The organism is Nostoc sp. (assembly GCF_036919615.1).
GTDB lineage: Bacteria > Cyanobacteriota > Cyanobacteriia > Cyanobacteriales > Nostocaceae > Nostoc.
Genome location: NZ_JBALCN010000108.1, coordinates 72,257 through 96,351 on the forward strand (window position 1 = coordinate 72,257; position 24,095 = coordinate 96,351).

Here is a 24,095-nt window from a genome sequence, read left to right on the forward strand (position 1 = left end):
TGTATCACTCAACAAAAAAACTAGAGTAATCTAGAAACAAAGACTATCTTTAATCAAGTTTAATTAATCATTGGTATCTCTCATGAATTCATTTCAATCTAATCAGCCAGAGTTTGCATGGTGGGTAGAAATTAACACCGCTGTTCCACGCTGTACTTATTACTTTGGGCCTTTTGATAGTGAAAAAGAGGCACAACTTTCTAGAACTGGCTACGTCGAAGATTTATATCAAGAAGAAGCCAGAGACATCGTTGCATTAGTCAAGCAATGTCGACCTGATGTCCTGACGATTGTTCAGGATGAAGTACAAGTTGAAATATTTAGTTTTTGAAGCCCGGATCGTAGATATTTTGCTAAAAGGGGTTTTTCGATAATATAACTTGTTGCATAATTTTGAGGTATAAGCTGTACTACTTGTTTAATCAAATTGGGGAAGTCTTCTGGTTGTCCATCTAATGCACTTTGACCAAGCCACATCAGGGCTATTACCTCTGCTTTTTCATTCTGGGAGAATTCGTCAATACACTTGTGTAGAGATGTTTGCTGAACATCTGACGGTGATGTTTAAATCCTCTAAATAATAAGACAATTTATCTATAAATGTTTCTAGTTAGTTTGTTCTCTCAGCTCCCATTGATCCATAAATTAATTCAGCCGTTTCAATAATTTTATATATTTTGTTAATTGACAATTAGCTCATGTTTTTTATTCAAATTGGAGTCAAGAAGCACAAATGTAATAATAGAGATAAATTAGCCAGTTATCGGCTCAAAACTTTCTGATCACAAAAAATATATTGAAGTAATATCTATTAATGCAACTATAATTTCTGAGCAAGTAAGTATTCATAAATAAGCTTGCAATCTTTACTTAAGCATTACAGATCAAGGTTTGAGATCAAGTCTTGCCAAAGCTAGAGATGTATAAGATGAACGTATAACGTTTGAGATTGTCATAAAAATTTAAAAACTTGACAGTAACTCTGGGATTTTGTATAAGTTTAAGCGAGTAGAATGGTAATACCACAGAGAAAGCTATAAAATTGCAGACATTAACAAAAGTTAAAGTCCCGAATCTGAGGAGCAGGATTTTTGTCATATGGTCAAGCGATCGCTCCAAGCATCACTCACCGGAATTCAAGAGGCTAAAAGAGCATTTGCTCGCAAGGGGTGGATACAAGACAATTTGGCAGAGGAAGTTAACCTCAAGACTCGACAACCAATTTGGCGGTTTTTCAGTGGTCGTCCGGTTGATCGTCATACCTTTATTGAAATTTGTACTGTATTACAACTGAATTGGCGGGAGATTGCTACCAATCCGCCGGCAGAATTCTCGCAACTAGAAGAATACACCCAGCCCACTGATCTAGATATTGATACATTAGTGCAAAAAGTGTGATCGCGACGCTTTGACAAAATTCAAGATCAGTGTGGTATTTTGCAGTTATGGGATATCAGTCATCCTGTTGCGATCAAAGACATATATATTGATGTGAATATTTTGGAGGAAATTGAAAGCTTTCAGTCGTTAGACATCTTGGAACTGCAAAAGTTAAGTCCAGAAAAATTTGACCGTTTTGGCTTAGGTGAGATTGAGCAAAAACAGATACCTGGTATACAGGCAGTTGAAACATACTCCAAGCTCAGAGTGCTAGGCAAACCAGGGGTAGGTAAAACCACCTTTTTACAATATCTTGCCATTCAGTGTAACCAAAGTGCATTTGCGGCGAACTTAGTTCCGATATTCATCACACTGAGAAATTTTGCCCAAGAGTCTAAAATCACCAATGAGTTCAGCCTATTAAAATATATTCGCCAGGAGTTTCTCACATCTGGAATTTCAGATGCGTCAGTGATTGAAACCTTGCTTAATGCAGGCAGAGTGTTACTGTTGCTTGATGGCATGGATGAAGTTCTTAAGGAACAAAGCAATAGTGTCTTAAGTGAAATTCGCAGGTTTTCAGAAAAGTACCACAAAAATCAGTTTGTGGCGGTCTGTCGAACAGCAACTCAAAAGCTCAGACTCCGAGGCTTTACTGATGTTGAGATTGCGCCATTTACCCCAGAACAAATCACCGCCTTTGCTCAAAAATGGTTTGTGACCTTTACCAAGACCAACATTGAAGATGGTCAGGCCCAGTCCGTTCAGTTTATTCAGAAGTTGGACCTAGATGAAAACTGGCAATTTCGCCAACTCGTAATCACGCCCCTGTTTTTGCATCTTGCCTGCTGGGTATTTCACGGTCAAGAAAAATTTCCCATTAAGCGGACTGACTTTTATAAGGAAGGTCTAGACCTTCTGTTGGGTAAATGGGATGAAGCCAGAGGTATTGAACGGGATGAAGTTTACCGAGAGTTTTTATTACCACAAAAGCTCAAGTTATTCAGTCAGATTGCGGCAGCGACATTTGAGCAAGGTCAGTACTTTTTTGAGCAACGCATCGTTGAGCAATACATTGGTGACTATATTCAGAATCTGACCAACGTGCCAATGGATGCAGAAGAACTGCAAATAGAAAGTGAAGCGGTGCTGAAAGCAATTGAGGCTCAACATGGGCTACTGGCAGAACGGGCACGGGGAATTTTTTCCTTCTCTTATCTGGCATTTCAAGAATACTTCACGGCGAGAAAAATCGTTGCCAGCCATAACCTAGAGACATTTGGGGAAGCTCTGGAAGGATTAGTTAGTCACATTACTGACCCGCACTGGCACGAAATTTTCTTGTTAACGGCTACCATGCTTCGGAGTGCAGACTCTCTGGTACTGTTGATGAAGCAACAGATTGATGCACTGGTTGCCCAAGACCATTATTTACAAGAGTTTTTGACCTGGGCTAGCCAAAAATCTCGCACTATTCCAAGGCAACCAAAAGATGCGACAGTTCGAGCATTTTACCTTGCCTTGAGTCGGACTCCTCACCTAGCTCCTCACTTTGCCCTAGTTAGCAGCCTCGACCAGGGAATGTTTCTGGATGCGGCTTTAGATCACCTGCTGCTGGAGTGTGCAATTGATGAGAGCCAGGACTTTGCTCACATCCATACCTGTGGAGATGCTCTCTTGAACACTCTAGGGATAGTGTTGGATGTTGGACTTCAGAAATCCTTGCAACAACTCTCTGACCAATTCCCAAAATCTAGTCAAAGTCAAAAACGGTTTGGGCTATGGTGTCAGACAAACTATTCAGCCTGGGTTGAACAGTTAAGGATGACGGTGATGAACTATCGCAATATTAACCACCACTGGCACTTTAGCCCTGAACAACAGCAAGTGCTGCAACGATACTACGATGCTAATCAGTTACTACTCGATTGCCTGCATAGCAATAGTGAGGTGACGGCTGCGATCAGGCAGGAAATTGAAGCCACATTATTGTTGCCTCAAAAGGAACTTGAGGACAGGGAATGGCAATAATTTTTTTGGTTAATTATCCAAATAGTTTGATCTAAAATTGGTTTTTATTACGTTTTGTGTCGTAGTTAATCAACTAATTGATTAAATCAAACAATGCTTTGTCATATTACATAAGGAAGGTTTTTCATTTTATTTCTAGCAAAAATCCTTCTTTCGATACTTTTCTTTGTAATTACTCTTCTGCTGACACAGACGTTGCGCGTAGCTTGCTTCGAGTGGTAGGGAAACGTTTCCAATGAATGCACCTTTTGGCCTAATACACTAGAGACGCGAAATTTCGCATCTCTACTACGAATTTTTCAGTTCACTTTGCACTCAAAGTCCTAATCGCAGGTCTTATTATGAATTTAATCAATGACTTTTGCTTGACAGTTGGGATACTCAAAGGTGTACAAGTACTCGTTGTAGACAACGATCGCGATAGTAGAGATTTGTACGCATTTTTACTCAAAGACCTGAGTGCAAATGTGATTACCGCTGGTTCCGTAAAAGAAGCTTTAGAAATCCTGAGTTGGTTCACGCCCAATATCATTATCAGTGAAATGAGGTTTTTAGGTGAAAGTATTTATACATTGCTAAATACATTGGGTGTTATGGAAGCAGACAATGGGAATCATATCCCAATCATTGTGACTTCAACATCTACCACAGGTACTCATGACCAAATTCCAGATGTAGAGTTTGAAGAATATTTACTTAAACCGTTCAACCTTAACAAATTTGTTTCCGTGATTAGGAATCAAGTACAATCAGATGTGGCGGAAAATTTTTGCCCCGAACTACTAGTTTTACACTAGTAACCCAAGTTGCTAATTATGGGGGAGTGCAAATATTAGCAAGAATCGACTCACCGAATTTTAGATTTTAAATTTTGGATTTAGGATTGAAAGATTAAAAATTCAAAATTTAAAAAGGTCTATCCCTTGCATATCTTGTAAGAGTTGCCCCCAAATTTAAACGTGAGAACAATTCTATTATCCAAAATCTAAAATTATTTATTCAGAGCAACTGTCTAGCTTACGGGAACGCGCAAGAAGGGATAAGCATGGGGTCAATCTAAAATCTAAAATCTAAAATCTAAAATCTAAAATTGTTTGACTAAGCACTTCTCAAAGCCACAATCGGATCGAGTTTAGCAGCGCGACGTGCAGGAACAACACCAAAGAATAAACCAATACCACCAGAGACGCCAACTGCTATAGTAATCGCTGTTGGAGAAAGTGCTGCTTCTAAGGGAGTCAAGGCTGCCACTAATAGGATGCCACTGACCCCAACCGCAGTCCCAACTAGACCGCCAGCGGCTGAAACTATTACTGCCTCAATGATAAACTGGAGCAAAATATCTTGCTCAGTTGCCCCGATCGCTTTCCTCAATCCGATTTCTTGAGTGCGTTCGGTGACAGAGACAAGCATAATATTCATGATGCCAATACCGCCGACAAACAACGATATACTTGCGATCGCTGCTAGCATAATTGTCAATCCAGCAGTGATTTGACCAACAGTTTGCAAAGCATCTTTTTGAGAGCGAAGAGTAAAGTCATCTTCACCATTAATTTTGTGCCGGAGGCGCAACAAATTAGTAATTTGAAATTCTGCTGCATCCACGCTCTGTGAATCACGAGCGGCAGTGACGAGATAATCTAAGGCGATACCATAAGGAGAATTCTTTCCTACAAGTCGGTTTGCTGAAGTCGTGATTGGTATTAAGGCAGCATTATCATAATCTGCTCCGACGCTGGAACCTTTGGCTATTAACGTCCCAATCACTTGAAAGCTTGTATTTCCAAGTCGCAATTGCTGACCGATAGCGTTACTATTACCAAATAGTTTTTCTGCCAAGTCTCCACCGAGCACAACGACTTGGTTACTTCGCTTAATGTCTACCTCAGAGAAAAACCTACCTCTAGCAGTTTCAAAATCCCGCACCGATAGGAAGCTGGGAGTTGTGCCAATGATGTTGACATCAGTGTTTCTGTTGCGGTATATAACTACCTGTCTCGTGTTTAATTCAGGCGCAACTCCTACTACAGTTGGTACTTGAGAAGCGATCGCTTCGGCATCTTGCAACACCAGAGTTTTTGGTACTTCAAAGGAGATACGCTGAGTTTCTCGATTACCTGGCAGTATAAACAGCACATTTGGACCTAGTGACTCCAGCTGTTTATTCACGTACTTTTGCCCACCTTCGCCAATGCCAATCATCGCAATTACTGAGGCGTTTCCAATAACTATACCCAGCATGGTGAGAGCGCTACGCAGCTTATTTGACAGCAAGGTTTTACCTGCCATATTAAGGCTTTCTAAAAGGTTCATGCCAATTTTGGATTTTAGATTTTAGATTAAAAGTCTCTATTAAAAGGCTGTTCGGTGGAATCTCAAACAATACTACCTATCGAATTTGGGTTTATTTATTCTGTTGCTCTTTTGCCTTCTCAATTTTGTAGTCTTTGGGTGGGTTAACAAAAACGCGATCGCCTTCTTTAACTCCCTCTAAAATCTGAGTTTGCTCTTGGATTTGTGCCCCAACTGTAATTTCGCGGAACTGGGGTTTATTGTTTACATCTGGTACAAGTACACCAGTTTTACCCTTTTCGGTGACAATTGACACCGTTGGTAACACCAAAGCACCATTGACGCGATCGCCCAAAAAAGTTAGATCCACATTTAAGCCAGAACGCAGTTTATCTATGCCAGTATCAAGAGCAACCCGCACCTGAAAGGATGTTACACCTTGTTCTATCACAGCTTCTGGAGCAATCAGGCGCACATGACCTTTAAAAATTTGATCGGGATAGGCATCGGCGACAATTTCCACCTGCTGTCCCGGTTTAATTCTGCCAAGATCGGCTTCAGGGACTTGAGCTAATATTTCTAAACCGCGTGCTACGGCGACAATTGAACTAGAAGTTGCCGACGCACTAGTAGAAGCAGAAGTTGTGGGTGTGACAAACGCGCCTGGTTCAGCATACTTTTGCGTCACAATTCCTGAAAGAGGAGCGCGAATAATTGTATCTTCCAACTGCACTTGCACACCCTTCAATTGAGCTTCAGCAGCTGCAACAGTTGCTTGACGCTGGACAACTTCCTCAGGACGGGTGCCATCTTCCAACAGTACCAATGCTGCCCGTGCTTCACTAACAGCTGCTTGGCGTTGGTCAATTTCCTCAGTCCGAGTGCCTGTTTGGACTAACGAGAATCGTTTTTTAGCTTCTTCTAAACTGGCTTTAGCACTTTTGTCTTCACTGATAGCTTGATCAAGTAATTGTTTATTCTCTGCTCCCTGTTCGTATAGGTATTGATAACGCTTTACCTGTCCACTGGTGTAATTCGCCTTTGCTTGGGCCGCATCCACTTGAGATTGAGATTGGGCAATTTCTTGGGGACGATTACCAGCCCGAGCTGCGGCTAGCTGGGCTTGGGCTTGTGCTAATCGCGCCCTAGCTTGAGCAATTTCTTGAGGACGACTACCAGCAACGGCTTCAGCTAGTTGTGCTTGACTTTGAGCTAAGTTAGCCCGGTACTGGCTCCTTTGGGCCTCAATGCTGGCACTATCCATGCGGGCGAGAATTTGCCCTTGTTGAATGCGATCGCCTTGTTCCACATATAATTGCGACAGCACTCCAGGGTTCTTCGGACTAATATTTACGCTCTGAACTGGCACGACTTTGCCACTAGCTGTAATCCGCAAGGTGACGTTTTTCGCTGCTACTGGCACAGTTAATTGAGTAATGTCTTCTTTTATCCCTTGATTTACCAGGGTGTAGGTTGTGATACCAACAACCAAGACACCCCCTGCTATCAGCCCCATCAGCCAGCGGAATGGATACTTAACTTTGCCAAAATCAGGAATTTCTATGTGCGTAGCCATATCTAAAAGCCTATAAATCTTGCTTTATGGGAGTAGCCTGTAATTAAAGGGCAGTGCAGGAATGTGGAGTTATTAAAATTTTTGAATTAAATCTTTATTAATAAACTGACAATTAGACGCATAATTAGCTTCATAGTTGCTTAATCTTCCTTCATAATAGGCATTACATATCTGTATGTCTTCACCTAAATGGGTGACTTTAGCCACATTATTAGGTAAAACTTCGCCAGCAGACGGACTACAAGTGAGGTTGCACTTTATTTCTCCCCAGGCTGAAGCCTAGGGCTAGCCGTAACTTGCTTTTAATTGCCACATTTGGCGATCGCTACTATCGCTCTTATATTACTCTGGTAAAATAAAAATAATCGTAGGTTGGGTTGAACGTTCGCGAATAGCGTCCCATAGGGAAGTGAAACCCAACAAGAACAAAGTTTTAGGTGTTGGGTTTTCTGACTCAAACGCCACTTGCAACTCCTGCGGGAGACGCGCAAGGGACAAGTCGGGAAACCGCTTGGGCGCAGTGGCTCCCCAACCTACACCTAGATTCATAGAAATCATTAAAAATAAGGGTTTCAGATTTTTATGTAGCGAGAGTAATAAAAGAGGGCCATTCCACCAAAGAAGTCACAATACTTAGGATGCTTGGCTTGCAATATTGAAGTATTATGCTTGACCCCAAATTCCGCACTTTATTTTGTAACATAAATACTGATAGGAAAATTGGTTTATAATTTAGGACAAAAACAACTAAAAACTACTTTAAAAAATCAAAAAGCAACGGTTAAAAATCAACTTAATAAATTAACTGAACGTCCTATTTTGCGTTGGAATTTAAATGTCTTGAAGAAATTCACGTTTTAATTATACAAAGTATTAAACGTAGTATAACTCTCACCTAAGTATAACTTTTGTAAATAGCCTTAGCAACAACTACATTTACTTTTTTATGTATAAGTGCAGTTAGCTAAAAAGAGTTTTATTGGTGATTCATCATCGAAATCTGTATCTGTATTAGATTCATTAAGCTTTTAACATATCAAGCATGGCTGATATGATAGGATATAAGAGCAGAAGTAAACATGAATAAATATCATCTCTCAAATTATTCATAACTCCTTGGGGATTTTGTAACCCTTCACACCTAGATATTCTTAATGCGTTTGGCTTCTGCTGGAGAAAGCAGTTGAACTTAACCGGACTATGATCTTTATTGCAACAGAATTTGTTTTGGAGTCAATAGGATCAGTTGTTTTTGCACTAGGATGAAGCTCTTGATTACTTACAGACAAGAGAATTTGTTTAGAGTCGATAGCAACAATTAGTACATTAGGAGAGCTACAGATATTTTTTCGACAATTGTTCGATTGTGAATTATGTATTTACACTTATCTAATTGCTGACCCTAAGAGTCTCAAAAGATGATGAAAGATATTTTTACTAACCAATGTTGCGGGAATCTAGCTTCCCCTTGTTAAACCTTTAGCTTAATATTTTGCTTGTGACTTTTAAAGGAGACAAAAGTATTATGTTGTCAGCGTTAGTTAAGCCATTAGACTGCGAATCAGCCATTCAAAGTGACGCAAAGAGTATGCAGTATCAAATCGTAGTTGTCGGGGGTGGAGCCGCAGGGATTACAGTCGCCGCCCAACTGCTGAAAAAAAATAAGCAGCTTGATGTTGCCATTATTGAACCAAGAGACAAGCACTACTACCAACCAGCTTGGACTCTAGTTGGCGGTGGCGTTTATAAAGCTCTTGATACTGTAAGGGATGAAAAAGACTATATTCCTGATCGTGCTACTTGGATCAAAGATTATGTAGCTCAGTTAGACCCAGACAACAATATAGTTATTACTCAGGAGGGAAAGCGTATTTGCTATGAATATCTGATTTTAGCTCCAGGTATTCAAATTGATTGGCATTTAATCAAAGGGCTAAAAGAAACAATTGGGCAAAATGGCGTTTGTAGTAATTATGCTTATGAATACGCACCTTACACTTGGGAAGTTATCAAAAACTTCAAAGATGGTAATGCTATATTCACTTACCCTAATACTCCAGTTAAATGTGGAGGGGCACCACTGAAAATTACCTATTTGGCTGATGATGCCTTCAGGAAACAAGGGATACGCCCTCAGTCAAAAATTATATTTTGCACAGCTATAGGAGTAATTTTCGGCGTCAAAGAATTCGCCAAAACACTGCTTTCTGTAGTAGAGCGTAAACAGATAGACGTGAAATACAAACATAATCTAAAAGAAATTCAAGCTGATACCAAAACAGCAATTTTTGATGTTTTAACAGATTCGGGTATTGAAGAAGTAGCTATCGAATACGACTTGCTTCATGTCACACCACCGATGAGTGCACCTGACTTTATAAAACAGAGTAAATTAGCTGCACCAGATGGAGCAAGTCTTGGCTTTGTTAATGTAAACAAACATACCCTACAGCACAATGTTTACCCAAACGTGTTTAGCTTAGGTGATGCTGCGAATCTCCCAACATCGAAAACAGCGGCTGCTGTAAGAAAACAAGCGCCAGTTGTTGTTCATAACTTACTGGCTTTAATCAACTCAAAAAACCTCACTCAAAAATACAACGGCTATAGTTGCTGTCCAATAACTACAGGGTATGGCAAGGTAGTGCTTGCTGAATTTAGTTATGACAACAAGCTTTCCCCCACATTTCCAATTGATCCAACTAGAGAACGGTACAGTATGTGGCTGCTAAAAAAATATGGCTTCCCCTATATCTACTGGAATAGAATGTTGAAAGGTAAACCTTTTGAAGGGAAGTTATTAGGAATTGGCTCTTAAATTTATTTTTATGGAAGATTCCTGTGAGTTAGTCTCAGATTTCTTGACACTAACAAGAATTACGCAAAAATTGCTAAAAAGCTTAATTTATCGAACCGCCTTCTCTAAGAGACACTACGTGAACGCGTTGGCGGAGCCTCTCGCAGAGAAGACGCCTTCGTGCAGAGAAGAGCGCCGAGAATTCGTAGAGTGTGCGTAAGTCCTAACTAAGTCCTAATAAGCGCAATTGCTACTAGCAAATGCAAAGAGTTATGAAGCTTATTATATCTGCATTCTAGACCATTTTGTCACCCCATAAGGATGTATAAATTACTCTAAGTTACCGCAGAGATTCTTATCCCTCCAGTCAGCCTTAATTTTATATAATTGCCCCCAAAGTGCCATTGACAGCACGTAAATAATCAGATGGAGATAGCAGAAGCAGCATTCCTCGCATTGCACCAGAAACAGTGATCTGCTTAAATAAGGTTGCCGTTTCATCAATGTAGACTGGATAATTTTTTTTACAGGCTAAAACTCTTACACCCCACGAATGTATCCTGTTAGCAGCTGCACTTCTTTCAGGGCAACTGTCTCAACCTTGCGGTTTTGTGAAATCTGCGCTAAAGCTTTCAGGTATAACTGAGCATTTCCCGGCACAACAGCAAAACAGATACCTTTTGTGTCACCTCTGACTACTAGACTCTTAATTCACTGCGCTGACATTATACGGAAACTGGTAGGGTTAGTATTATTTGAGCAAAGAGAATTCAAGAAGTATAAATGGTATGTCTCCTGTCTCCTTGACTAACCTAGCAGTGCCATAGTTGGTGAGGACTGATGTAGTCCGGTGTAGGCAAAGCATCAAAATCATGATTTCAACACTCTCAACACCTGCAATATCTTCTTTAGGACTTACGCAAGAACTCTCTGAAACTCTTATTTTTCCGTGTCACGCCAGTTGCTTCTCCCTTGGCGCTAGCCTCTCCCAATGTGAGAAGGAGAGACGCTGCGCGTAGCTTGCTTCTCCATAGGAGTACAAGTCTCTTAACCGCATCGCCCTTGGCGTCTCCCCTTGGGAGAAGGGCGCACTGGCTTCTCTGCGTCAATACGGTTCGATTTTTCGTTACCTGCACGTAAGTCCTGTTCTTAACTGCCGTTTTCTCTGACTCCATCTCTTGAACTCAATTCAGTAGGTACATTGGGATGGACTTTTTCCTGGAACAGCTAATCTTCGCCCAAGATTTTCCACCAAGACGGCACTCATCACTCCAATAGCCCCTTGTACCATCGTTGACTAATGCTGTGATAACTGAAGTTACAGAGGTGTCACAGAAGACTGTTGCACACTATTGTTAACAGTTTTTGCTTCTACAATAGGTTCTCGACCTGTAATCAATCTAGAGCGACGATTACGAGTGATATAATTCCACGCCCACTGAAATACTACTAGGAATTTAGTGTCAAACTCGATTAAGAAGTAGATGTGAACTAATAGCCAAAATGCCCAAGCAAGGAAACCTGTGAGTTTGATGAAGCCTAAATCTACAACAGCTAAATTTTGCCCAATCATCGCCAAACTACCTACATCGTTGTAATGAAATTGTGGCAAAGTATGACCTTTAAGCCGTCGTTGAATTAGTTTACCTACATACTCTCCTTGTTGTTTAGCTACAGGTGCAACACCAGGTAAGACTTTACTATCTTGGTGGGAGAAATTAGCTAAATCTCCAATTACGAAAATGTTGTCATAACCCTCGATAGACAAGTCAGGTTCTACAATTACACGCCCAGAGTAATCGCACTCTACACCTGTACTTTCTGCTAAGACTTTCCCCATTGGGGAACCTTGGACACCTGCTGCCCACAATATAGTTTTTGAGGTAATTTCTGTAAATTCATTGCCTTTCTTGAAAGTAACGATGTCACTTTCAATATTTGTCACCCTGGTGTGAGTGTGGAGTTCGACACCCAACTTTTGCAAAGCTACTGCTGCTGATTTCGATAACTCTGGCGCAATGTGTGGGAGGATGCGAGGACCCCCTTGTAATAGTAAAATTTTCGTTTCTGAAGTGTTGATGCTGCGGAAATCTTCTTTGAGAGTTTTATGTGCCAACTCGGCGATCGCACCTGCTAATTCTACACCAGTCGGGCCACCTCCCACAATTACAAAAGTCAAGAAAGCACGGCGAATTTCTGGATTAATTTCTTTTTCTGCTGCTTCAAATGCGCCAAATATCCGGCGACGCATTTCTATGCCATCTTCCACACTTTTCAAACCAGGAGCAAATTTTTCCCAGTTTTCCTTACCAAAATAGGAATGGTTAGCACCTGTGGCGACAATTAATGTATCATAAGGTACTACTTCATCACCCAAAAAAACTTGTTGCGCTTTTGGATCAATATTATTTACTTCTCCCAATAACACCTTTGTATTCTTGCTTTTCTTAAATACAGATCGCAATGGTGCAGAAATATCAGAAGGTGATAGCGTACCTGTGGCAACTTGATATAAAAGCGGCTGAAATAGGTGAAAGTTACGTTTATCAATGAGAGTAACATTTACATTCGCTGCATTCAGACCCTTTGCTGCATACAATCCACCAAAACCACCACCAACGATAACAACCTGATGTGGTGCATTCTTCTCAAGAGAAACTACCATAATAAATATTTCCTTGTGTTAAGAAGTTGTAACTATTCTTAACAAAGTTCTAACAGAATTATCATGCAGGTTGCCGTTTATTTAGAACAATTAAAAAAATAATGAAAGTAGCCAAACCCACATTCTGCACTTCAATCAACTGACAAAGCTAGTTATCCAATAACATTTAATATCAATTATCTTCACTTATTACAATATTAGAAGAGAGTCCAATAATTAATCAGATATTTTTATTACCAACTTTAGTACCAACTATGCCAACAAAAGCCTGTTTACCAGCGATTGCCACAGAGTAACCAAACAAATTTTTAGCATCCACTTGAGTAGATTGCAACTTTTGTTTAAGCTGCCAAACTCCGTTTTCTAGACGATTTCTATATTTCCCTTGGCCGCTAAAATGGTAAACTGTCAACTCCACACTTTGGTTAAATCCAACACAAACCCAGGTAAAATATCTTCTGCTTTTATGAGACTCAAATCAGGGCAGCGATCGCATCCACTTGCAACGCCGGGTTAATACTGGACTTTAGACTAAGAAACACAAAATGACTCAGGGAAGCTGAGTTAACTCTCTTTTGTCAGAGTGGGAGAACCCAATCACTCAACGCCAATCACGTCAAAGGTTGCGGCTGCCCCCTCATTAAGATGCTGTTTTGCAGCCCCAGTGCGCCGCGACGAAGCAGTCTACTTTGGCGCTGACCGAGCGCAGGAAGGGCACGACCCGCGCCTCCACCCTGACCCCTGTCGGTTTGTCCATGCTCGTGTCCGTCATTGTGATGCTCCTTTGTTTCAATTAATTCACCTAAACGCTAACAGCGAAAGTCAGTGGTTGAAGATTACCTTGAATCCCCAGATAGCCTAAAAACACTATTTACTTTATCCTGTAAGGATTTCAACTTTTGATAGTTGTTTTTATGGATTTGCGTTTAAGCACTATAAGCCAGGAATCACCAAACTTTCAATTACCCTGAATCCCCACGAATTTTTATAGCTGCTTTCCAAGCATCTTTACAATTCCACGCTTCTAGATAGGAATTGTGTAGATGATTGCACAGCCCACAAGCATTGCTTTTTTCATCGGTTCTAGCAGTTAATCGCCAATATTCAGTTTTTCGCCCTTGTGGATCAATAAGTTGTAAAACTTGAATAATCATAAATTACTCACGATTTTTCAATTCATGCTGTCTTTGAATAAGTGCTTGAATTTCTTTTCTTTCAGCTCGTTCTTCAACAAATAATTCTTTTGTTTTATTCCAAGTGTGAGTAATTTTTTCATTAAGACCATTACTATGCAAGAGATTAGCCTCTTTATAGTTAGAATAATTTTCTAAATGAATGTCTACTTTTCTATCTAGAGCCGTGATTCTGTCACTTAAAAGACTTTTTGAATTCTCAATTACCAAAAAACCTTTTGTTTCTAAATTAGCCATTTTTGCATCTATACTTGGCTCTATTAGCAACTTATAAATACCAGATATAATTGCAATAGTACCAACAATAATAGGAATATCATTTTGAATATTCATTTGCTTATTTGATTGCCGAAAGAAAATTAATTCTTTCGGCAATTGCACTCCTCATATATTATGAGCCAGGATGTAGTTGCTTCTTTGTTTCCAACACTGCAATACAGCATTTTAAACTCCGTAAAACTCTACCTCTGAAACACTGCAATAAGTTCCATCAGCAGCGTAATAACGAAGATATCTGTAAGCAGTGTAAACTGAGACAATGCCTTCGTACCAAATCCCAGTGTCTAGTGTTGGAGGAAATGTGAATAAATCGACATAGCCACTTAGTTGATTATTGCTTCCTTGAATCCGCGCCCCACCACTTCTGGTTTGTACTCCAGCGTCTTGCCTTGGGTACACACGAACCTTAGTAAGTTTTTTAGTGTTACTAGCACCTAAGTCAAGTCCACAAAAACCACCACTTGAGTAGGCATAATCATATATGGTTGTCAAATCTCCATCAAAGGCCTTGTCATATTCCCGCCCAGCTTGATAGGAGGGGGAAGCACCAAAAGGAGTACCAACTAGTTTAGCTGAGAGATTACTACCTGTGTTGTCATTACTTAAACTTGCTAAGAAATCTGTTACTTTGATTTTACAAAGCATTTCATTCTCATCAACTAACAACAGATAATCACTATTATCTAATGCAGTTTTTATACTTGTTGGAATTTCAAAGCCATCACCAGGGAACAAAGGCATTTAAGTTAACTCCCGAACTAAAGCATTACCATTTGCAGCAGACCAAAGACCACTAATTACGCCAGTGTAACGGAATGGAACTTCATAATATCCACTAGGATTTAATTTAGCAATAAAAGCATTTGTTCCTGCTATTGCACCAAATTCTAAGTACAAAGTAGCGGTACTATCATTCCAAATTGTTGCACCTTTGCGATTAGAATTTGCAGCCAAGATAGTTTCACTAGTGGTACTGGAAGCGACTGTTGTAGGAGTTGAAGTGCTACTAGTTGATTCGGTTACTACAGGCGGATTATAAAGTCCCATTAATAACTACACTCCACATAAGATAATTGACAATCGCTAGCTGAAATTGCACTAACCTTTCCTAAATAAAGATTTAGATTAGTAATCTCATAACTTCCAGCCGGATTAATCACAATCCCTTTATTAATAGTTCCTTCATTGGGATTACCTAAAATTAAAGTAATCTCTGTGAAAGAATTATTAACAAAACAAGCATAAGCTCTTGTTTTATTAGCTGGGATGATTTCAGTAGCAATGTTTTTAACTAAACTTTTGTAACTATTAATGCAATGCTCAAACTTATTTACAAAAGTATTGGTAGGAGAATTGTTTAGCATTTTTATGCAGTTGGATCTACTACATTATTGATAAAGCTTTGAGGATTAATGCCCACTGTCACGATATACTGAAAGTTTGGAGCATCAACTGTACCCGCTAAATGCTTTTCACAGAATTCAATCGGTGCTAAAGATGGATTAGCTGCTGCTCTTGCTGTATTGATGGCAAGTGTAAGCTGTGTTAAAGCTTCGAGAATTTTGAGTACACCTTTAACAGCGCTGGCATCAAGTGTTAAGGAATCACCTGTAATTTGATTCAGGTTGAGTTTAACTTGATTGTTACCAACAAATTCTAATGAGCCAGGTGGCAGGTAAGCAGCAATTGCTGAAAAAGTAATCATGATGATAAATTGCTAAGTTGGTTTTGAATTTCTGCAAGTAAATCTAATTGCCTGATTTCCTCACCAGTAAATTGCCAAATTGAAATATTCAGATTTTTCAGCCAATGTACAGGAGTAAAAAACAACCTGTAAGAACTACTGCTTAAATCAGGAAAGACAACTAGTTGAATAACATTTAGCTTGATTAGCTTTGTGCCGGTGTCTACAGTATTACCTGGGTTACCTGTACCAGGAAAAACCACGTTGTCATCAACATTGATATTTTCTAAAAATTGAGTCAGGTAACCTGCTCGAATCCATGTAGGTTTAGCAAGTGTACTTCTAGCTCCGACAATCAGATAGCGGTTATCAGCTAGTAAGGGTATTTCTACAGGTTCTAGGGATTTGGCATTTTCAGATAGCGAAAAACTTCCAGAATAAACTAATTCCCATTTCCCCAAGCCTTGTAAATTTACAGGGAACATTCCCTTCCCCAAATATCCACAACTTTTACAACATCAAAGCCTTGATAGTCGAGTAAATCCAAGAATTCATCATGAGGCAATTGACCATCTAACAGCTTTTGGGCTGCAACGCACCTTTGGATCATTGCCTCAGCTGAATCTCCGTTTTGCTCCCCTGTTTGCACGTCAAAAGGAAGATAAAGAAAATCACTCATTCTTCTACTACGAAAAACTCAGGAGTAAACCAAATTCTTCCGTAAGCACCTATTTTGTCTTTGGCGCTTGAAGCAATGCTCTTTACTTTAGTAGTTACTCCGGGAATTCCTTCACTAGAACAAATTGGTGCAGAAAAACTAGATTGTCCAGCCGATGGGGTATAACGTGTGTATGGGCGTCCACTATCTTTAGCTTTTACGGATTCGCCTTCAGAGTTGGTCTTTACGGCGTGAATTTTTGCAGGTTTAAAACCTCTAGGCCCAGCACCATCTCCAGCTGATGGACCTAATCCAAGTTCCTCACCGCTGGAATCTCCGAAAAATTCCAAAGAGTTTAAAGGAGCGCGAATTGTGTAGTGTAATGTGTTTGTCCCTGAATGAGACATCACCACATATTGAACTCTAATTGATTTTCTTTGTCTAACACTTCCTCCGGGTTCTTTTGTTGGAGGAGTATAATTTTTTCTTGCTTCTGCATATTGAAGCTGTGCCTTGAGATATTTTTCTGTTTTGCGTCGTGACATTGTTTTAATTTCTCAAATAAATTTGAACTGTTAGGAATTAATGCCGACTGCGTGGAGGGTTTGCGGCGAAACTCCTAATTTCCCAACGATATTTCCCTGTACCTGCACCTTCCCGTCAGATCCCAAATTGCCATAGGTAAGCGTTGGGAAAGCTGCAAGTTTTTCGCCTGCGGATTGTCCAGTGTTCGCAGTCACCTGTGCTGCCGCTGCAAATTCCCGCAGCTTAATCAAAAAATCAACCACACCACCAGCGGATAACGCCCCGATATGAGTACCAGTAATCAAGCTGACATCAATCATCACTTTGGCGCTATCACCAGCGCCCGTGACTGCAATAGCCCCAGTAATCCCGGAAGCATCTTCTAGCTGTTGCCAAGTCAAATCTGTAATTGTTGCCATGTTCTAGCTCAATAGATAGTTCGCGTCTATCCCAGTCATAGCAACAGTTTTCATCAGATTTACACAATAGACTGATATACCAGTCAATGTGTTTTGCAAATTTTTGCATTAAACCAACGATTCACCACTAAAATGCAAATCCACTAGTCTAATTGGGCTTCTAAGTCCGTAGACATGGAGTTCTGCTCTATAAAAACGAACGTCCGTCAGCGGGCGACGGCGAATACCTTTGACCTCTTTACCGTAGACTTCGTGAGTTGAAGGTACAACTGGATAGGTTTTATTAGTTTTAGAAACGCTAATCAATTCTTCATTAAAAGCAACTTCAGCGACTTCTAAAACTCGCTCGATAACTCGGATTGCTTCAGCTTGAGATGCTACAAAAAGACTGAATCTTATTCCATGCAATGGGTCGCGATAAGTAACTTGTAACGTGCCTTTTTCCCAAGTAAAACCTTGTCCTTCTGCAAAAACTTCTTTAATTCTTAAAGCAATTAAATTGGCTTGAGTTTTGTTGATACTAGCAGATGTTTCATTTACTAATCGCCAGCTAATTTCTGCTACAGCTCTTTGCAGCTTATTTTCTGCTAAAAAATCTGAATAATCTTCTCGAAAAATTAATTTAACTTCTGGTCTGTATGGGTTAGAAATTCGGGACTGATAATCTTCTGTAGGAATTGCATAGATAGGGGCAGGTAAATTACCTTTGAATTCAAACCAAAATAGCATCATCCTTAAGAGAATCATGTCTACTGTGTCATCAGGAGTAAGTAGACAAGCAATCTTCATTCCTCCTAGAGGATGTTCTAAATCTGCGTCAGGAACACCAATGAAAGTTTTTTGAACTGTTCTATTATGTGTTCCCAATAGCATTTATAGTAAATGCTGGGCCGGGCTGAAATCTTCAGGTAATGGCATTAGTCTTGTAAATTCTGAACGTCTTCTACACTAGGAGTTGGAGATTTACTTACATTGGCACTTTTTGTTGCAGCCTCAGCAGTTGCTTGATGCTCAGGGGGTTTAAACCCATCTGCTGTTTCTTTCATTCCCTTTGTCAATTCATCTGTCTGTTTGCCAAAATCATCGATTGCTTGGCGACCTTGTAAAATTGATTGAGCTATAAAATCAATTGAAGTTACAATATTTAATGCTTCTCCCAGGAATTTAAAAAAGTTATTATGAAAATTTGGGTTGGGATTCATCCAGTCAAAAGCGTGTTGACCAACAACTAAATACTTCTTCAAAGCATTTCCGATTGAAGCATTCCAAGAGCCAATGATTTCTAAGGCTTGCAGCACAGAAAACACCATGTTTTGGACTGCAAACAACATATTAGTTGCAGCTTGATAAATTCGATTTAAAGCTTTCCATTCATGCTTCATCCCTTCGAGTTGTTGCTCACCTAGCATGGATTTTAAAAGTTCTTCTACCTGATGCCCGATAATCTCATTTAAATTCAAAGGATTATTGTCTTTATCATGAATTCCAAAAACTGCTAGGGTGTCGCTAATCATTTGTAGCGTCACAACTTTCAAGCTATCACATAAAAAATATACGTTTTGAACTGTCATGATGAAGGTCATCATGTTTAACGCTCTATCAATTTGCAACCAACTAGCTAGCTTGTTAAATCCATCAAAAAAGTTCTGTAAAAATCCAGAAATCCCACCTAATAACTGTGCCCCTAATTTGTTATTAATAATATTTAATAATTCCAACTGTGCTGCATTACTAAGAGCGCCCAAGCCAGATAACAAAGCAATTAACTCGTCTAACTTTGTGTTATTGGCTTTGGCTGCATCTTCTGCTTTTTTAATTGGTTCTCCCAAACATCCCCCAGGTTGAGCAATTTCGCATACTGCATTTTGTGTAGTTTTTTTGTTTGCAGCTTGAACAGTAGGACTTTTAGAAATAGCGTCAGGGATTCCTTGAATTGCTGGTGTTAATGCAGCAATTGCAGTTGCAATTGTGGTTAATTTTTGGATCTGTTCATCAAAATCTTTCTTTTGTTCTTGGATGATTCGGTTGGTTTTATCGGTAGTAGCCTGTTCTGGTGTTTTAGGAGTTGGGACGGTCTGAGATTTTGGTACAGGACTATTTGCATCAGATGTTGGTGGATTTGGTGCAGTTGTAGGAATACCAGAGGGCAATGAATTGTCCGTAGCCTGTGTACCCGGTGGAATATAATCACCAAGAGCGTTTGTACTTCGGCTAAAGTAACCGTTGCTGGAGTAACTGTCGCTGGAGTAACTGTCACTCCATTTCTGTTAGAACTTCCCCCTGGTGAACTTTCCCCTGATGAACTTCCCCCTGGTGAACTTCCCCCTGATGAACTTCCCCCTGATGAACTTCCTACCGATCTAGGTGGGGGAACATTTTGTTTTTCAACAGATGGTGTTGGGGTAGGATTTGGGCTTACTCCTGGTAAATTACCACCAAGGTTTGATGGTGTTTGTGTGGGATTTGGGGACTTATTTGGCGCTAGTCCACCGTGACCAGGAAAAAATGGGGCAGGATTTGGAGTGTTGTTTCCAGGCATTGACGGAGCAACATTTTTTGTTTTTCCATTCTTTAATCCTGCTGATGGTGTGCCTGATGGTACTGTACTGTTATTACCTATGGGTGAAGCAGTATAGCGATATGGTTCGTTATCCGGTGGTGGAGCGTGTTTTTGTATGTCTGGTGTTGGATCAAGATATCCGTCGCTTCTTCTAACTTTGAGATTTCTAAGAAAATCGACTTCTGTAATAGTGTAGTAACCATATCCAGCAGTCTGAATCTCTTGACTACCATCTTCATTTGTCCCAATAACTAATAATCCAGGGTTGTATTCTGGAGAGTTATTAATTAATCCAATAAATTGAATTGGCCCACGAATATGTCCAAGCACCGTGTTATCAGCTTCAGTTGCAAGTGTCCGCGGATTTCCTTTTTGAAAAACGCTAAAACCACATGTGACGGTATAAAATACTCCAACTGATTGCCCACCCGGAAAAGGAGGGTAATTAGGAGTGTTTCTTTCAAGATGTGCCGTACCTGGTGGGGGTTGTGACCAAAAAGAATCTGCAATTGCTCCTCCGATATACCCGCCAACAAGTCCACCAACAAACCCACCAACGGGCCCAGCAATAGCTTCACCAACCAGCCCACCAGCAACAGTACCAACTGAAGTTGCTACTGCACCTGTAGCAGCTTGAGTTATCGGTTGACCATGAACTACACGATCTGCAAAATTTACCGCTGCTATTGCTCCGGGGACAATGGCTCTACCTACTGGTGTTGGTAGGGAGCTAAACAAAGATCCACCTCCTCCCCCGCCAGTTGGGCTGGGTACTGGTTCTGCAAGTCCTGCTGGGGCTGGGGTAGCAGTTGGTTCTACTAGTGGGCTTGCCCTTGCTGCTGTGCCGTTAGGCGTTGGTGGTGGTCTACCAGTTGAAGGAGGCGGTTGACGAATTGCGGTATTAGCTGTAGATGTCGGAGGTTCATCAACAGGAGGTAAACGCATTAATCTTCGTACAGTATTTCTTTCAGTTTCAACATCATAGGGGTGTGGCGTTGACGCATCCCCCTTAACTCGATTCATTAATTCAATGCGCTGCGCTTGTTCTCGCTGGCTTTGAAGTTCTTGTGCTGCTTTACTTTCTTTAACTTGTTGGCGAAATGCAGCATCAAGTGCATCTTGTTGCTCTTTTAACAATTGTTTTTCAACATCACTACTTCTTTCTACAAAAGTCCCTTTTTGCTTTTGATAAGCTTCTAAGCGGCGATTTTCTTCAAATGCTGCGGTAAGGTCTGTTGGGTTGCTTATTGGCGCACCCGTAGAAGGTCGATTAGTGAGCGACCCATGTAAATTTGCATCACTGCTATCAATCGAGCTAAATTGTCTAGGATTGTCGCTCACAATTTTGCCCTAGTTCTGCTTAAATGATGCAGGCAGTGGAGTAGTTGATAATGCTTGAGCGTATGTCCAAGGCTTGGCACTTCCACTCAAATAATCCTGAGAAACTTCTAAACTAACGCGGTAGATAGCCCGTGTTTTGGCATCAGCTGCAACCCAAAAGTTTCCAGCTTGGGCGACTCTTTCAGTGTATCCAACACCTTCAATTGCAGTTATGTTTGAGTTAATTGCAAATAAAGCTAACCCTGACCAGGCGTGAAGTTTTTCAAGACTATCTATTTGTGAAGGAATGTCAGTCGCAATGTTGAGCGCAGTCATAAGACAGAGAATTTTAAATGGCTACTCTCCGTTTTATGCTTTATTAAAAAATCTGTAAATGTTCCACTTTTATGTAGAAGTGGTATATCCTCTGATGCTGTGTATCCTTTGCTGGGAATAGGATTGAGCAAATATTTGCTAATAGTGAATATTTACAAAATTCCACTTTCACCTCTGATTCAGGTAAAAGCGGAACACACGATTTCAATTTCTATATGCCAAAAAATAACAGAAAAGGAAAAGCAGCTGTAATTACAAACGCTGAATATTCCAAACTCCGACAACAAATTTTAACAGAAAAATACAAATTGCTTTTAGACATTGGATGGTTCACGGGGGAACGCTGGGGAGCTTTGGTGCAACTTAAGGTGAGCGATGTTTATCAAGAACCAGGCAAAGCTAAAACAGATGTCATCTTCCCTGCAATCATCAGAAAGCACAGACCAGACGGAACAGCCGATACCACAGAAATTCCAGTACATCCAATATTGAAGGAGTTTTTGGAGCGATACCAACCAGAAACAAAAAGCGAGTGGCTGTTCCCCTCAAGATGTGGAACTAAGCCAATTACTTGGAAAAATGCCTACAACGTTTTGATGGCTGCGGTGGAGAAAGCGGGGTATGAAGCTAAGGGTATTTCTACCCATACTATGAGACGGAGTTTTGTAAACCGATTGAGAAAGAATGGAATTCCAAAGGAAACTATTCGCACCTTTACCGGACACCGCGATAATAAAGGGCTTGACCCCTACTTTGAAATAGAGACTGATGAGAGAAGAGGCGCGATCGCAACTCTATGAACTTCAATTTGCTATTTCTACAAATCGAGATATTCTGCTACCGCTTACAGCTAGGCGAGTACAACGATCCTGTACATTTAGCGATGGCATTGGAAAGCTTGGCTGATCAAGCATAGGATGAAGTTGACCAACTCTACCCAAACTTATATGACAAACCATTATTAGAGGGATAACCTGATAGTGGCTTCAAAATTTTCAAGGAACAACAAACTATTGCGATCGCCTGTCATTTTCCACTAGTGCGATCGCATTTTTATGCATTACTTTTAACTCTTAAGCACTTACAGGCAAGGATTCAGCAGGAATGGCAGCAGAAGCCTGGTCAATCAGCGATTGAATATGAGGGTTGTTAGCGAGTATTGCTGCTGCTGTTGCTTCATCTGCTCCAAGCAGTGTTGCTACTTGGGCTAAAGCCTTATCTCTATCTGCGGTTGTGGAAACATTCAGTTTAATCAAATTATTGACAATTTCTGAATATTGGTTAAGCAATGCGCTCTGCGATGCAATGGCGTCATCTGTTTTGGTCATTTTTCAATTGGGAGTAAATTACGGCTCAGTTGTAGCATAAGTCATTCGCCTTTTTTAAATCGGAGAGAAAATGACTACTGCAACCAAACAAATAACTGTCCAAGAACTGATTCAAGAATTACAAGACTTTCCCAGTGATGCACAGATTTCTCTCACTGATGGCTATGGCGAAACATTTACTATCCTCAGTTTTCAGGCTGGATCTGATGGTGTGAATATCGTCATCTCTGAAGATGGCGACGACGATAACGATGAGGGCGAATAAACCGTCAGTTTTCGCTACGCTAAAAATCGTAGTCTCATGCTAGCGACTGCTAGCATTTTCTTTCATTGGTCGTTGGTCATTGGGCATGGCCAGAAATAACTCCTAACTCATAACTTCTAAATTGCGCCAGGAATGGATTAAGTTTTCAATCTCCATCGGGGATTGCCCATCCGCGATCGCAATTTCCACATCTACTTTTTTCTGCTTGACCCTGATACTGTTCACACTGCCGATGTAGCAACGATTTTTCTTTCTGCCTACCCTCCAACAGTACCGAAAATACCAATATTTATTACCAGACCGCTCGACCCAGTAGCGCTCTATCCAGTGGGTATCGTGTTGGTGGGCAGATTGTAAAGTATCAGTTGCGACCTGCCCCCCAACACTTTTACACGCATTATCAGAATCTAGGGTTTGCCCCCCAACACTATGACTATTTTGGGCGGTAGTTTCGATTTCATCCCAGAACGGATCATAAACGGGATTATCAAGAGTCTTTGTGAAAGCTTCTAAATCAAAAAGTGTAGGTTGTTTCATAATCAAACTGGTTATATGGTCGCTGCTCTCTTCTAAGGGCAGTTTTTCTATGGAGTTATTCCCTAGTAATCCCTTGGGAGATTGTTAGGGAACCAAGATTTTAAAGTTTCGATAAATCCAGACAAATCAAGCGATTTATCCGCCCAATAACACTCTTACTTTTCACGGGATGTGGAAAAGAAAGAGTGGTTCGCGATAGTCTATCGCGAACCAATTGCTATTCTTTATTATATTTGGAAGTTTCTTC

The 24,095-nt window shown here is 40.5% G+C and carries 30 protein-coding genes and 1 pseudogene; 9 read left to right on the top strand and 22 right to left on the bottom strand.

Annotation, left to right across the window (positions count from 1 at the left end):
• Positions 1-82: 82 nt before the first annotated feature.
• The gene (locus tag V7K48_RS34660; RefSeq protein ID WP_335079888.1) at positions 83-331 is read left to right on the top strand and encodes a DUF1816 domain-containing protein; all 249 of its coding nucleotides are present in this window, start codon (positions 83-85) and stop codon (positions 329-331) included.
• Here V7K48_RS34660 and V7K48_RS35375 read toward each other — a convergent pair.
• Positions 295-522: a DUF3775 domain-containing protein gene (locus V7K48_RS35375; RefSeq protein ID WP_442949521.1), complete on the bottom strand. Its 228-nt coding sequence runs from the start codon at positions 520-522 to the stop codon at positions 295-297. The two genes, V7K48_RS34660 and V7K48_RS35375, sit on opposite strands and share 37 nt — an antisense overlap.
• Positions 523-1,098: 576 nt before the next feature.
• Here V7K48_RS35375 and V7K48_RS34665 point away from each other — a divergent pair.
• From V7K48_RS34665 to V7K48_RS34675, 3 genes are all read left to right on the top strand, one after another.
• On the top strand, positions 1,099-1,398 hold the full coding sequence (locus V7K48_RS34665; protein ID WP_335079890.1) for a hypothetical protein: 300 nt from the start codon (positions 1,099-1,101) through the stop codon (positions 1,396-1,398).
• Positions 1,399-1,437: 39 nt separating this feature from the next.
• Positions 1,438-3,411 carry an NACHT domain-containing protein gene (locus V7K48_RS34670; protein ID WP_335079892.1) on the top strand — a complete coding sequence of 658 codons (1,974 nt, stop codon included), beginning with the start codon at positions 1,438-1,440 and terminating at the stop codon, positions 3,409-3,411.
• Between the two features lie 341 nt (positions 3,412-3,752).
• Positions 3,753-4,208 carry a response regulator gene (locus V7K48_RS34675; protein WP_335079894.1) on the top strand — a complete coding sequence of 152 codons (456 nt, stop codon included), beginning with the start codon at positions 3,753-3,755 and terminating at the stop codon, positions 4,206-4,208.
• Positions 4,209-4,509: 301 nt separating this feature from the next.
• Here V7K48_RS34675 and V7K48_RS34680 read toward each other — a convergent pair whose 3' ends face one another.
• The 3 genes from V7K48_RS34680 to V7K48_RS34690 all read right to left on the bottom strand — a co-directional run bounded on the left by V7K48_RS34680 (position 4,510) and on the right by V7K48_RS34690 (position 7,831).
• Entirely contained in the window at positions 4,510-5,727 is a 1,218-nt protein-coding gene (locus tag V7K48_RS34680; protein WP_335079896.1) for an ABC transporter permease, read from the bottom strand.
• Between the two features lie 91 nt (positions 5,728-5,818).
• Positions 5,819-7,282, bottom strand: coding sequence for an efflux RND transporter periplasmic adaptor subunit (locus tag V7K48_RS34685; RefSeq protein ID WP_335079898.1), 1,464 nt, complete (start codon positions 7,280-7,282; stop codon positions 5,819-5,821).
• Between the two features lie 342 nt (positions 7,283-7,624).
• Positions 7,625-7,831: a hypothetical protein gene (locus V7K48_RS34690; RefSeq protein WP_335079900.1), complete on the bottom strand. Its 207-nt coding sequence runs from the start codon at positions 7,829-7,831 to the stop codon at positions 7,625-7,627.
• Between the two features lie 171 nt (positions 7,832-8,002).
• Between V7K48_RS34690 and V7K48_RS35380 the strand changes: the two are divergent.
• Positions 8,003-8,178: pseudogene (locus V7K48_RS35380) on the top strand (IS1634 family transposase); the annotation flags it as partial.
• Between the two features lie 602 nt (positions 8,179-8,780).
• On the top strand, positions 8,781-10,100 hold the full coding sequence (locus V7K48_RS34695) for an NAD(P)/FAD-dependent oxidoreductase (protein ID WP_335079902.1): 1,320 nt from the start codon (positions 8,781-8,783) through the stop codon (positions 10,098-10,100).
• 519 nt (positions 10,101-10,619) lie between these two features.
• On the opposite strand, the gene V7K48_RS34700 is transcribed toward V7K48_RS34695, so the two are convergent.
• The 3 genes from V7K48_RS34700 to V7K48_RS34710 all read right to left on the bottom strand — a co-directional run bounded on the left by V7K48_RS34700 (position 10,620) and on the right by V7K48_RS34710 (position 13,156).
• Positions 10,620-10,739, bottom strand: coding sequence for a hypothetical protein (locus V7K48_RS34700; protein WP_335079904.1), 120 nt, complete (start codon positions 10,737-10,739; stop codon positions 10,620-10,622).
• A 658-nt stretch (positions 10,740-11,397) separates the two neighbouring features.
• Entirely contained in the window at positions 11,398-12,744 is a 1,347-nt protein-coding gene (locus V7K48_RS34705; RefSeq protein WP_335079906.1) for an NAD(P)/FAD-dependent oxidoreductase, read from the bottom strand.
• 220 nt (positions 12,745-12,964) lie between these two features.
• Positions 12,965-13,156, bottom strand: a complete 192-nt coding sequence (locus V7K48_RS34710; protein ID WP_335079908.1) for a hypothetical protein — start codon at positions 13,154-13,156, stop codon at positions 12,965-12,967.
• A gap of 252 nt (positions 13,157-13,408) precedes the next feature.
• On the opposite strand from V7K48_RS34710, the gene V7K48_RS34715 reads away from it, so the two are divergent.
• Entirely contained in the window at positions 13,409-13,606 is a 198-nt protein-coding gene (locus tag V7K48_RS34715) for a hypothetical protein (RefSeq protein ID WP_335079910.1), read from the top strand.
• 100 nt (positions 13,607-13,706) lie between these two features.
• Here V7K48_RS34715 and V7K48_RS34720 read toward each other — a convergent pair whose 3' ends face one another.
• The 13 genes from V7K48_RS34720 to V7K48_RS34780 form a co-directional block, all read right to left on the bottom strand.
• Entirely contained in the window at positions 13,707-13,898 is a 192-nt protein-coding gene (locus V7K48_RS34720) for a hypothetical protein (protein ID WP_335079912.1), read from the bottom strand.
• A 3-nt stretch (positions 13,899-13,901) separates the two neighbouring features.
• Complete coding sequence (locus tag V7K48_RS34725; protein WP_335079914.1) at positions 13,902-14,312, bottom strand: hypothetical protein; 411 nt, start codon at positions 14,310-14,312, stop codon at positions 13,902-13,904.
• Positions 14,313-14,381: 69 nt separating this feature from the next.
• Positions 14,382-14,957 (bottom strand): hypothetical protein, encoded by a 576-nt coding sequence (locus V7K48_RS34730; protein WP_335079915.1) that lies wholly within the window; start codon positions 14,955-14,957, stop codon positions 14,382-14,384.
• Positions 14,958-15,263, bottom strand: coding sequence for a hypothetical protein (locus V7K48_RS34735; RefSeq protein ID WP_335079917.1), 306 nt, complete (start codon positions 15,261-15,263; stop codon positions 14,958-14,960).
• Positions 15,263-15,580: a hypothetical protein gene (locus V7K48_RS34740; protein WP_335079919.1), complete on the bottom strand. Its 318-nt coding sequence runs from the start codon at positions 15,578-15,580 to the stop codon at positions 15,263-15,265. The genes V7K48_RS34735 and V7K48_RS34740 overlap by 1 nt, the downstream gene beginning before the upstream one ends.
• Positions 15,581-15,582: 2 nt before the next feature.
• A complete protein-coding gene (locus V7K48_RS34745) occupies positions 15,583-15,921 on the bottom strand; it encodes a hypothetical protein (RefSeq protein ID WP_335079921.1) in 339 nt (112 codons plus the stop codon).
• On the bottom strand, positions 15,918-16,385 hold the full coding sequence (locus V7K48_RS34750; protein WP_335079923.1) for a hypothetical protein: 468 nt from the start codon (positions 16,383-16,385) through the stop codon (positions 15,918-15,920). Before V7K48_RS34750 ends, V7K48_RS34745 begins: the two co-directional genes overlap by 4 nt.
• Positions 16,373-16,579, bottom strand: a complete 207-nt coding sequence (locus V7K48_RS34755) for a hypothetical protein (RefSeq protein ID WP_335079925.1) — start codon at positions 16,577-16,579, stop codon at positions 16,373-16,375. Before V7K48_RS34755 ends, V7K48_RS34750 begins: the two co-directional genes overlap by 13 nt.
• Positions 16,576-17,103 (bottom strand): hypothetical protein, encoded by a 528-nt coding sequence (locus tag V7K48_RS34760; RefSeq protein ID WP_335079927.1) that lies wholly within the window; start codon positions 17,101-17,103, stop codon positions 16,576-16,578. Before V7K48_RS34760 ends, V7K48_RS34755 begins: the two co-directional genes overlap by 4 nt.
• A gap of 30 nt (positions 17,104-17,133) precedes the next feature.
• Positions 17,134-17,502: a hypothetical protein gene (locus V7K48_RS34765; RefSeq protein WP_335079929.1), complete on the bottom strand. Its 369-nt coding sequence runs from the start codon at positions 17,500-17,502 to the stop codon at positions 17,134-17,136.
• Between the two features lie 108 nt (positions 17,503-17,610).
• Positions 17,611-18,375, bottom strand: a complete 765-nt coding sequence (locus V7K48_RS34770) for a hypothetical protein (RefSeq protein ID WP_335079931.1) — start codon at positions 18,373-18,375, stop codon at positions 17,611-17,613.
• Positions 18,376-19,474: 1,099 nt separating this feature from the next.
• Positions 19,475-21,403 (bottom strand): hypothetical protein, encoded by a 1,929-nt coding sequence (locus tag V7K48_RS34775; RefSeq protein WP_335079933.1) that lies wholly within the window; start codon positions 21,401-21,403, stop codon positions 19,475-19,477.
• Between the two features lie 9 nt (positions 21,404-21,412).
• Positions 21,413-21,718 carry a glucose-6-phosphate dehydrogenase gene (locus tag V7K48_RS34780; protein WP_335079935.1) on the bottom strand — a complete coding sequence of 102 codons (306 nt, stop codon included), beginning with the start codon at positions 21,716-21,718 and terminating at the stop codon, positions 21,413-21,415.
• A 215-nt stretch (positions 21,719-21,933) separates the two neighbouring features.
• Between V7K48_RS34780 and V7K48_RS34785 the strand changes: the two genes are divergently transcribed.
• A complete protein-coding gene (locus tag V7K48_RS34785; RefSeq protein ID WP_335079938.1) occupies positions 21,934-22,518 on the top strand; it encodes a tyrosine-type recombinase/integrase in 585 nt (194 codons plus the stop codon).
• A 273-nt stretch (positions 22,519-22,791) separates the two neighbouring features.
• Here the strand turns inward: V7K48_RS34785 and V7K48_RS34790 are convergent, their stop codons facing one another.
• Positions 22,792-23,046: a hypothetical protein gene (locus V7K48_RS34790; protein WP_335079940.1), complete on the bottom strand. Its 255-nt coding sequence runs from the start codon at positions 23,044-23,046 to the stop codon at positions 22,792-22,794.
• Positions 23,047-23,116: 70 nt separating this feature from the next.
• On the opposite strand from V7K48_RS34790, the gene V7K48_RS34795 reads away from it, so the two are divergent.
• Positions 23,117-23,311 carry a hypothetical protein gene (locus tag V7K48_RS34795; RefSeq protein WP_335079942.1) on the top strand — a complete coding sequence of 65 codons (195 nt, stop codon included), beginning with the start codon at positions 23,117-23,119 and terminating at the stop codon, positions 23,309-23,311.
• A gap of 102 nt (positions 23,312-23,413) precedes the next feature.
• Here V7K48_RS34795 and V7K48_RS34800 read toward each other — a convergent pair whose 3' ends face one another.
• A complete protein-coding gene (locus V7K48_RS34800) occupies positions 23,414-23,848 on the bottom strand; it encodes a DUF4102 domain-containing protein (RefSeq protein WP_335079944.1) in 435 nt (144 codons plus the stop codon).
• Positions 23,849-24,095: the final 247 nt, after the last annotated feature.

Bases quoted from the DNA above. Each gene is read 5' to 3' on its own strand.
- V7K48_RS34660 (WP_335079888.1), top strand. From the start codon at position 83: ATGAATTCATTTCAATCTAATCAGCCAGAGTTTGCATGGTGGGTAGAA.
- V7K48_RS34665 (WP_335079890.1), top strand. From the start codon at position 1,099: ATGGTCAAGCGATCGCTCCAAGCATCACTCACCGGAATTCAAGAGGCT.
- V7K48_RS34675 (WP_335079894.1), top strand. From the start codon at position 3,753: ATGAATTTAATCAATGACTTTTGCTTGACAGTTGGGATACTCAAAGGT.
- V7K48_RS34680 (WP_335079896.1), bottom strand. From the start codon at position 5,727: ATGAACCTTTTAGAAAGCCTTAATATGGCAGGTAAAACCTTGCTGTCA.
- V7K48_RS34685 (WP_335079898.1), bottom strand. From the start codon at position 7,282: ATGGCTACGCACATAGAAATTCCTGATTTTGGCAAAGTTAAGTATCCA.
- V7K48_RS34690 (WP_335079900.1), bottom strand. From the start codon at position 7,831: ATGAATCTAGGTGTAGGTTGGGGAGCCACTGCGCCCAAGCGGTTTCCC.
- V7K48_RS34705 (WP_335079906.1), bottom strand. From the start codon at position 12,744: ATGGTAGTTTCTCTTGAGAAGAATGCACCACATCAGGTTGTTATCGTT.
- V7K48_RS34720 (WP_335079912.1), bottom strand. From the start codon at position 13,898: ATGATTATTCAAGTTTTACAACTTATTGATCCACAAGGGCGAAAAACT.
- V7K48_RS34730 (WP_335079915.1), bottom strand. From the start codon at position 14,957: ATGCCTTTGTTCCCTGGTGATGGCTTTGAAATTCCAACAAGTATAAAA.
- V7K48_RS34735 (WP_335079917.1), bottom strand. From the start codon at position 15,263: ATGGGACTTTATAATCCGCCTGTAGTAACCGAATCAACTAGTAGCACT.
- V7K48_RS34740 (WP_335079919.1), bottom strand. From the start codon at position 15,580: ATGCTAAACAATTCTCCTACCAATACTTTTGTAAATAAGTTTGAGCAT.
- V7K48_RS34745 (WP_335079921.1), bottom strand. From the start codon at position 15,921: ATGATTACTTTTTCAGCAATTGCTGCTTACCTGCCACCTGGCTCATTA.
- V7K48_RS34750 (WP_335079923.1), bottom strand. From the start codon at position 16,385: ATGTTCCCTGTAAATTTACAAGGCTTGGGGAAATGGGAATTAGTTTAT.
- V7K48_RS34755 (WP_335079925.1), bottom strand. From the start codon at position 16,579: ATGAGTGATTTTCTTTATCTTCCTTTTGACGTGCAAACAGGGGAGCAA.
- V7K48_RS34760 (WP_335079927.1), bottom strand. From the start codon at position 17,103: ATGTCACGACGCAAAACAGAAAAATATCTCAAGGCACAGCTTCAATAT.
- V7K48_RS34765 (WP_335079929.1), bottom strand. From the start codon at position 17,502: ATGGCAACAATTACAGATTTGACTTGGCAACAGCTAGAAGATGCTTCC.
- V7K48_RS34770 (WP_335079931.1), bottom strand. From the start codon at position 18,375: ATGCTATTGGGAACACATAATAGAACAGTTCAAAAAACTTTCATTGGT.
- V7K48_RS34780 (WP_335079935.1), bottom strand. From the start codon at position 21,718: ATGACTGCGCTCAACATTGCGACTGACATTCCTTCACAAATAGATAGT.
- V7K48_RS34785 (WP_335079938.1), top strand. From the start codon at position 21,934: ATGCCAAAAAATAACAGAAAAGGAAAAGCAGCTGTAATTACAAACGCT.
- V7K48_RS34790 (WP_335079940.1), bottom strand. From the start codon at position 23,046: ATGACCAAAACAGATGACGCCATTGCATCGCAGAGCGCATTGCTTAAC.
- V7K48_RS34795 (WP_335079942.1), top strand. From the start codon at position 23,117: ATGACTACTGCAACCAAACAAATAACTGTCCAAGAACTGATTCAAGAA.
- V7K48_RS34800 (WP_335079944.1), bottom strand. From the start codon at position 23,848: ATGAAACAACCTACACTTTTTGATTTAGAAGCTTTCACAAAGACTCTT.